Origin of the sequence: Romboutsia sp., assembly GCF_051659545.1 — a bacterium.
Classification (GTDB): Bacteria; Bacillota; Clostridia; order Peptostreptococcales; family Peptostreptococcaceae; genus JBOFOR01.
In genome coordinates, this window is record NZ_JBOFOR010000267.1 from 26568 (window position 1) to 33802 (window position 7235).

The following is a 7235-nucleotide window of genomic DNA, read 5'->3' on the forward strand; positions in this document are numbered from 1 at the left end:
AATGAACGCTATAAATAAAAATGAAAGCACTATAATAAGTAAGCTATTGTTTGTTGTAACTTTAATAGTTATATTAACTAGAAAATATATGATATCAATACTTAGACCAGACTTACCGATAGATAAAATAACATCTCTTCTATTCTACGGTTCTATAGGATTGTTATTTTTACAGTTTTTAATTCGTAAAAGACATAATTTTACCGAATTAATAATACTAGGAATTTCAATAGTGTTATACTTATTTACTAGAGAAGGTTCAATATTAGTAATGATACTTTTAGCAATAAGTGTAAGAGATATTAATGATAGCTATGTAGTAAAAAGCTATATGCTACTAAATGTAGCCTTTATAATAGGGTGTATACTAATGGGCAATTTGCTTACTGATATAGCACAAGTGCCAGAAGTTCACTATAGATTTGAAAGAGGTATGTATATTCAGAGAGAAACCTTTGGATTTGGTAATCCTAACTCTGTATTTTTATTCTTATTGCCAATTTTTGCAGGATATATTTATTTAAGATTTGATAAATACAACTGGATAGATAGAATAATCTTAATAGCTACAACTTTTTATATCTACAATAAAACTATGAGTAGAACTGGGTTTATAACTATTTTAGGTGCTTTAGTATTTGTAGATATACTAAGATTTATAGACTTAAAAAAATATCCTATTTTGGGTAAGGGTATAAAGTTGATGCCTATAATATTTTTAATAATGTCTGTATTAATAGGAACTGTATTTTCAAATCTTACTTTTTTAAATAAAGCTTTGGCATCTAGACCACTTCACTGGAAAGCTTATTTAATAGAGCCGGGAAGTATGTTTACTTTGTTTGGAAATAAAATTAGTAGTGAGATGAAGAGTATGCATCCTTTAGATAGCTCGTATATTTACATATTAGCTATTCTAGGTATAGTATCAGTTATATTTTTTATGTACTTATTATACAAAGGGTTAGACTTATTTATTAAAGAAAATAATAAAAAATATATAGCTATAGTGGTAATGTTTTTAGTATATGCTTTAGCAGAAAATATACTGTTTGAAGTGGGATATAACTTTACTATTGTACTTTTACTAAAATACATTATGAACAATAATCCTAAAAATTTTACAGTAGTAGAAGGATTCAAATATATAACAAAGAGGAAGTAGGAGAAATAAATGCTAGTATCATTAATAATGCCAACGTTAAATAGATATGAGGATATAGACTTACTAATAGAAAGTCTAGTAAATCAAACCTACAAAAATTTTGAGTTAATAGTAGTAGATCAAAATGACAATGATAAGGTTAAAACTATAGTTGACAAATATGTAGATAAAGTAGATGTTAAGTACATTAAGAATGATAAAATAGGGCTTAGCTACAACAGAAACATAGGAATAGATATGGCAAAGGGACAGATTATAGGGTTTCCAGATGATGACTGTGTTTATGAGCATGATACCTTAGAAAAAGTAATAAGATTTTTTGAAGAGAATATAGACTATAAAATCTATAGCTGTAAGACTATGGACCAAAACAAAGTAGATGCTTTTAAAGCAATGTACAATGGAACTTGCGAAATTAGCAGCTTAAATGTACTAGACACTATAACTTCTATAACTTTCTTTATAAACTTTAAAGATAATAATTACACTAAGTTTGATGAAAAATTAGGTGTAGGTGGAACTTTTGGTTCGGGAGAAGAGATAGACTATATACTAAACTTATTAAGTAAGGGTTATAAAGGTAGATACTTTGGCGATGATATAATTTATCATCCAGCAAAAAAGCACTCTAAATCTAAAGAAAAGTACCAAAGAGACTATAACTATGGAAGAGGATTTGGTGCATTATGCAAAAAACAGATAGTATATAGAAAAGACTATAAGTTTATTAAAGTAATGTCTTCTAAATTAGTAAGAAATTTAGGAGGATTTATTTTAAGCTCTAATAGAGATTATCATAGTGCGACTATAAAGGGTAGATTAAACGGATTTAAACAGTACAAAAACAGTGAGGAATAAATTATGGATAAAATCAAATTCTTAATTAATATGATAGTTGCATTTTTCATGTATCCATTTAATAAAAATAAATTTAAAAATAGAGATATATGGCTAATAGGAGGACATGCAGGAGATATTTATAATGACAACTCAAAGTTCTTTTATGAGTATATGCTAGAAAATCATAAAGACATAGAAGTATATTGGGTAGTAAATAAAGACAGCAAGGTATATGGTAAAATACCAGGGAAGAAGCTTGTAAGAGGAAGTGTAGAAAATTATTTATACTACTATAATGCTAAAGCTATAATATTCTCTCATGCACCATCTGCTGATATAGCACCTTTAAATTTTGTAGTACCGGTGTTAAATAGATTCCACAAGAAAACTGTAAAAGTTTATTTAAACCACGGTACTATAAGTTTTAAAAAGAGAAAAGCTATGGACGGTAGATTTAAAAATATTATAGATGACCTTTTAAAAAGTTATAATATAGCTACTGCTAGTTCTGATTTTGAAAAAGATGTAATGGTAAATGACTGGGGTATGAGTGAAGATAATGTCTATGTAGTAGGAAATGCTAGATACGACAATCTACCTACAGTTAAAAATGGTTCGGCAACAGGTTGCTCAAGAGCCAAAACTAGGGATATCTTATACACTCCTACTTGGAGAGATTGGATAAAGTTTAATGAAGGTAAGTTTACAGATAGTGAATACTTTAAGAATATAATGGATTTCTTAAATGATAAAAATTTAAACAAAATACTAGATGAAAAAGATATAAATATAAAGTTTTACTTACACCATCTTATGCACGAATTTATAGATGATATAAGAGAAAATATAACAGGAAGTAGAATTATATTTTTAGATAAAGGTGTAGTTTTAGCAGATGAAATAAAAAGTTCAGCAGCTAATATTACTGACTATTCAAGTGTAGCTATAGATTTTTTATATATGAATAGACCAATACTTTTCTATCAATTTGATGTTGAAAAGTATAAAGAAGAAATAGATTCTTATATAGACTTAGACAATGAACTGTTTGGTTCTATAGCTTATAATAAAGAGGAAGCGGTAAATAAGCTTATTGAAATTATTGAAAATGATTTTGAAATTTTAGAGGATCAAAAAAGTGAGAGAAGTAAGTTTTTCAGATACAATGACAATAAAAATTGTGATAGAATATATGAATGTATATTAAGCAAAATCAACAAATAATACTATAAATTAATGAGGAAGATAATATGAAGAATAACTTAGTATCGATAATTACCCCAATGTACAATTCTGAAAAATTTATCGAGAGTACTATAAAATCAGTTTTGAGCCAAACATATCAAGAATGGGAAATGCTGATTGTAGATGATTGTTCAACAGATAGCGGTCCTGAAATAGTAAACTCATATGCTAAAGAAGATTCTAGAATAAAATATATCAAAATAGATTCTAACAAAGGGGTATCTCATGCTAGAAATACAGCATTAGGAAATGCAAAGGGCCGATATATTGCATTTTTAGATAGTGATGATATATGGCATGAAGAAAAGCTTCAAAAACAAATAAGTTTTATGAAGAAAAATGAATACATTATTACATTTACAGCTTATGAGCTAATAGATGAAAATAGCGATAAATTAAATAAGATAATACATGTTCCAAAGAGTGTAGACTACGACACCTTATTAAAAGGAAATATACTAGGATGTCTTACTGTAATAATAGACAAATCAAGATTAGGCTCAGAAATTAAGATGACTGGTGTAAGACATGAGGACTATGTATTATGGTTGTCTATATTAAAAAGAGGATATACTGCTCATGGCTTAGATGAGGTTCAGGCTTTATATAGAAAGTCGAGCGCCTCACTAAGTGGTAACAAATTAAAGTCTGCTATGTGGACATGGAAAATCTATAGAGATATAGAAAAAATACCAATGCCAAAAGCAATTTATTATTTTATAAATTACAGCATAAATGGAATTAAAAAAAGCTAGTTGAGAGGACGATTTAATAAATGTACAAATTTAAATTTACTATATTTACTCCAACATACAACAGAGCATATATATTGGAAAACTTATATAACGATTTAAAAAAACAAACTTTTAAAGATTTTGAATGGTTAATTGTAGATGATGGAAGTAGTGATAACACAAAACAGTTAGTAGATAAATTTATATTAGAAGATAAACTTAATATAAATTATATATATAAACAAAATGGTGGTAAACATACAGCTATAAATACTGGAATAAAAAATGCTAATGGAGAGTTGTTTTTTATTGTAGATAGTGATGATAGGCTACTTAATGAATCTTTAAAAGTTGTAAATGATACATGGAGAAGTGTAGACAATAAAAAAGAACTTAGTGGAGTTGTTGGACTTTGTGTAGACACTGAAAATGAAATTGTAGGAACGCAGATGCCTGAAGATAAAGATATTTGCCATTTTACAGACTTGTACTTTAAATATGGTGTAAAAGGTGATAAAAGTATTATATTTACTACAGATGTAATAAAACAATATTCTTTCCCAGAGATAGAAGGTATAAAGTTTTTACCAGAGAGTGTAGTATGGCATGAAATATCTAAAAAATATAAGATAAAATGTATAAATAAGCCACTTAGAATAGTAGAGTATTTAGATGATGGATTAACGAAAAATAAATTTAATGAAAGTTCTTTAAAAGGAAGATGTATAGAATTTTTATATTTAATAAATCAAAATACATATCCTGTAAGTAAATATCCATACATGTGGGTAAAAAATTACATAAATTTGTCTAGATATTCACTAATGTCAAACAGTAGCTACTTTAAAGACATAAATAGAATCTCTAATAAAGTTATGTATATATTATTATTTCCTTTGGGATATTTTAAATATGCTAGACAAAAATAAATGGCTAAACAAACTTAACGTATAGTAGAATTTAATGATTGCTATATAAGGGAGAATATAAACATGAATGAACCTTTAGTATCCATAATAACTCCTGTATATAATGCAGAAAGTTTTTTATCGGAAACAATAAAATCAATAAAAAACCAGACTTATAAAAACTGGGAAATGATACTTGTAGATGACTGCTCAAAAGACAATTCTGCAAATATAATAAAAGAATTTCAAAATACTGATGATAGAATTAAATATATAAAGCTTGAAAAAAATTCTGGTGCTTCTGTATCTAGAAATACAGGAATAAAAAATTCAAAAGGAAGGTTTATTGCTTTTGTAGATAGTGATGATCTATGGAATCCAGAAAAACTAGAAAAACAAGTAGGATATATGCTAAAAGATAAATTAGGATTTACTTTTACATCTTATAGATATATGAAAGAAAATGGAGAACTAACAAATAAAGTTGCAAGAGCTCCACAAAAAATAGATTATGAAGGACTACTTAAAAATACTATAATAGGTTGTTCTACAGTAGTTATAGATAGAAATGTTGTAGGAGATTTTGAAATGCCTTTAGTTAGAAGAGGACAAGATACTGCTACATGGTTAAAAATACTTAGAAATGAAAAGTATGCCTATGGTATAGAAGAAGATTTAGTTAATTATAGATTGGTGGGAGATTCTTTATCAAGTAATAAGGTAAAAGCAATGAAAAGAACTTGGAATACTTATAGAAATGTAGAAAATTTGGGCATTTTTAAAAGTTGTTATGTATTTTGTTTTTATGCTTATAATGCGATAAAGAAAAGATTATAAGTTAATACATTTGGAGGGAAAAATAGTGAAAATTGCCATAGCCGGAACTGGATATGTAGGATTAGTAACAGGGGTATGCCTAGCTGAAGTAGGGCACACAAATGTTGTATGTGTTGATATAGATGAAAAAAAAGTTCAACTTATGAAAGAAGGGGTAGCTCCTATATATGAGGAAAATTTAGAAGCGTTGATGATAAAAAATTACAATTTAGGTAGATTAGATTATACTACGGACTATAGAAGTGCTTATGAAGATGCAGAAGTTATAATGATAGCAGTAGGTACTCCTGAGAGAAGTGACGGGTCAGCAAACTTAGATTATATAAAAAAAGTTGCAAAACAGGTAGCAGAAACTATAACAAAAGATACTTTAATAGTAATAAAATCTACTGTACCAATAGGTACAAACGATGATATAGAAGAATATATTAAAAAAAATCTAAAAAATAATGTCAAAGTTGAGATTGCTTCAAATCCAGAATTTTTATCTCAAGGAACAGCAGTAAAAGATACTCTAGAGGCTTCTAGAATTGTAATCGGAGTAGAAAGTGAATGGGCTAAAGAAGTATTAGAAGTAGTATACACTCCTTTTGAACAGCCTATTGTAGCTACAAATAGAAGAAGTGCTGAAATGGTAAAATATGCTTCTAATGATTTTCTAGCTCTTAAAATATCTTTTATGAATGATATAGCAAACTTATGTGAAATAGTAGGAGCTAATGTAGAAGATGTAGCCCAAGGTATGAGTTATGATGACAGAATAGGTCATAAATTCTTAAAGGCGGGTATAGGTTATGGAGGATCATGTTTCCCTAAGGATACAAAAGCACTACATTGGCTATCAAGCCACAATGGCTATGAACTAAAAACGGTAAAAGCAGCTATAGAAGTAAATGAATCTCAAAAACTTAAATTAGTAAGAAAGGCTTCACAAATAGTAGAAAGTTTTGAAGGTGTGAAGGTAGCGGTATTAGGATTGACTTTTAAGCCTGAAACTGACGATTTGAGAGAAGCGCCATCTATTCCAAATATACAGTATCTATTAGAAAGAGGAGCAGTGGTAACGGCTTTCGATCCTGTAGGGATAGAAAATACCAAAAAGATTTTTAAAGATAGCATTTCTTATACTACTAACATAGATGAAGCGATTAGTGAAAGTGAAATATGCTTTATAATGACTGAGTGGAAGGATATTTTAGAATATGATTTGTTAAATTATAAAACTAAAATGAAAAATCCTTTAATTTTGGATGGAAGAAACTGTTACAAGTTAGAAGATATGAAAAATCTAGGTATAGAGTATTATTCTATAGGTAGATAAATTACATAATTAGTAATGTAAAACTAGATTAGAGTAAAGCTAATCTAGTTTTTTGTACGTTCAGCATGTCTACTGAGCCGATAGGTTGAAAGAAACCTTATCGCCTAACCAACAGGAAGATAACCCGTAAGCAAGGGCGTCACTGGTAACGGTGAGTCTGAAGGAAGCCGAAGGGGGAATATGGA

7 protein-coding genes are annotated in these 7235 nt (G+C 28.4%); all 7 read left to right on the forward strand.

The features are described 5' to 3' along the window. The first annotated feature begins 1 nt into the window (after window position 1). The 7 genes from ACRC03_RS15510 to ACRC03_RS15540 all read left to right on the forward strand — a co-directional run bounded on the left by ACRC03_RS15510 (window position 2) and on the right by ACRC03_RS15540 (window position 7050). A complete protein-coding gene (locus ACRC03_RS15510; RefSeq protein ID WP_438653500.1) occupies window positions 2-1165 on the forward strand; it encodes a polysaccharide polymerase in 1164 nt (387 codons plus the stop codon). A 9-nt stretch (window positions 1166-1174) separates the two neighbouring features. Then, window positions 1175-2023: a glycosyltransferase family 2 protein gene (locus ACRC03_RS15515; protein WP_438653501.1), complete on the forward strand. Its 849-nt coding sequence runs from the start codon at window positions 1175-1177 to the stop codon at window positions 2021-2023. A gap of 3 nt (window positions 2024-2026) precedes the next feature. Further along, window positions 2027-3229 carry a CDP-glycerol glycerophosphotransferase family protein gene (locus ACRC03_RS15520; RefSeq protein ID WP_438653502.1) on the forward strand — a complete coding sequence of 401 codons (1203 nt, stop codon included), beginning with the start codon at window positions 2027-2029 and terminating at the stop codon, window positions 3227-3229. A 26-nt stretch (window positions 3230-3255) separates the two neighbouring features. Further along, window positions 3256-4005 (forward strand): glycosyltransferase family 2 protein, encoded by a 750-nt coding sequence (locus tag ACRC03_RS15525; protein WP_438653503.1) that lies wholly within the window; start codon window positions 3256-3258, stop codon window positions 4003-4005. A 20-nt stretch (window positions 4006-4025) separates the two neighbouring features. Further along, window positions 4026-4913, forward strand: coding sequence for a glycosyltransferase family 2 protein (locus ACRC03_RS15530; RefSeq protein WP_438653504.1), 888 nt, complete (start codon window positions 4026-4028; stop codon window positions 4911-4913). 63 nt (window positions 4914-4976) lie between these two features. Continuing rightward, window positions 4977-5729, forward strand: a complete 753-nt coding sequence (locus ACRC03_RS15535) for a glycosyltransferase family 2 protein (protein ID WP_438653505.1) — start codon at window positions 4977-4979, stop codon at window positions 5727-5729. Between the two features lie 25 nt (window positions 5730-5754). Further along, on the forward strand, window positions 5755-7050 hold the full coding sequence (locus tag ACRC03_RS15540; RefSeq protein WP_438653506.1) for a UDP-glucose dehydrogenase family protein: 1296 nt from the start codon (window positions 5755-5757) through the stop codon (window positions 7048-7050). The last annotated feature ends 185 nt before the right edge of the window (window positions 7051-7235 follow it).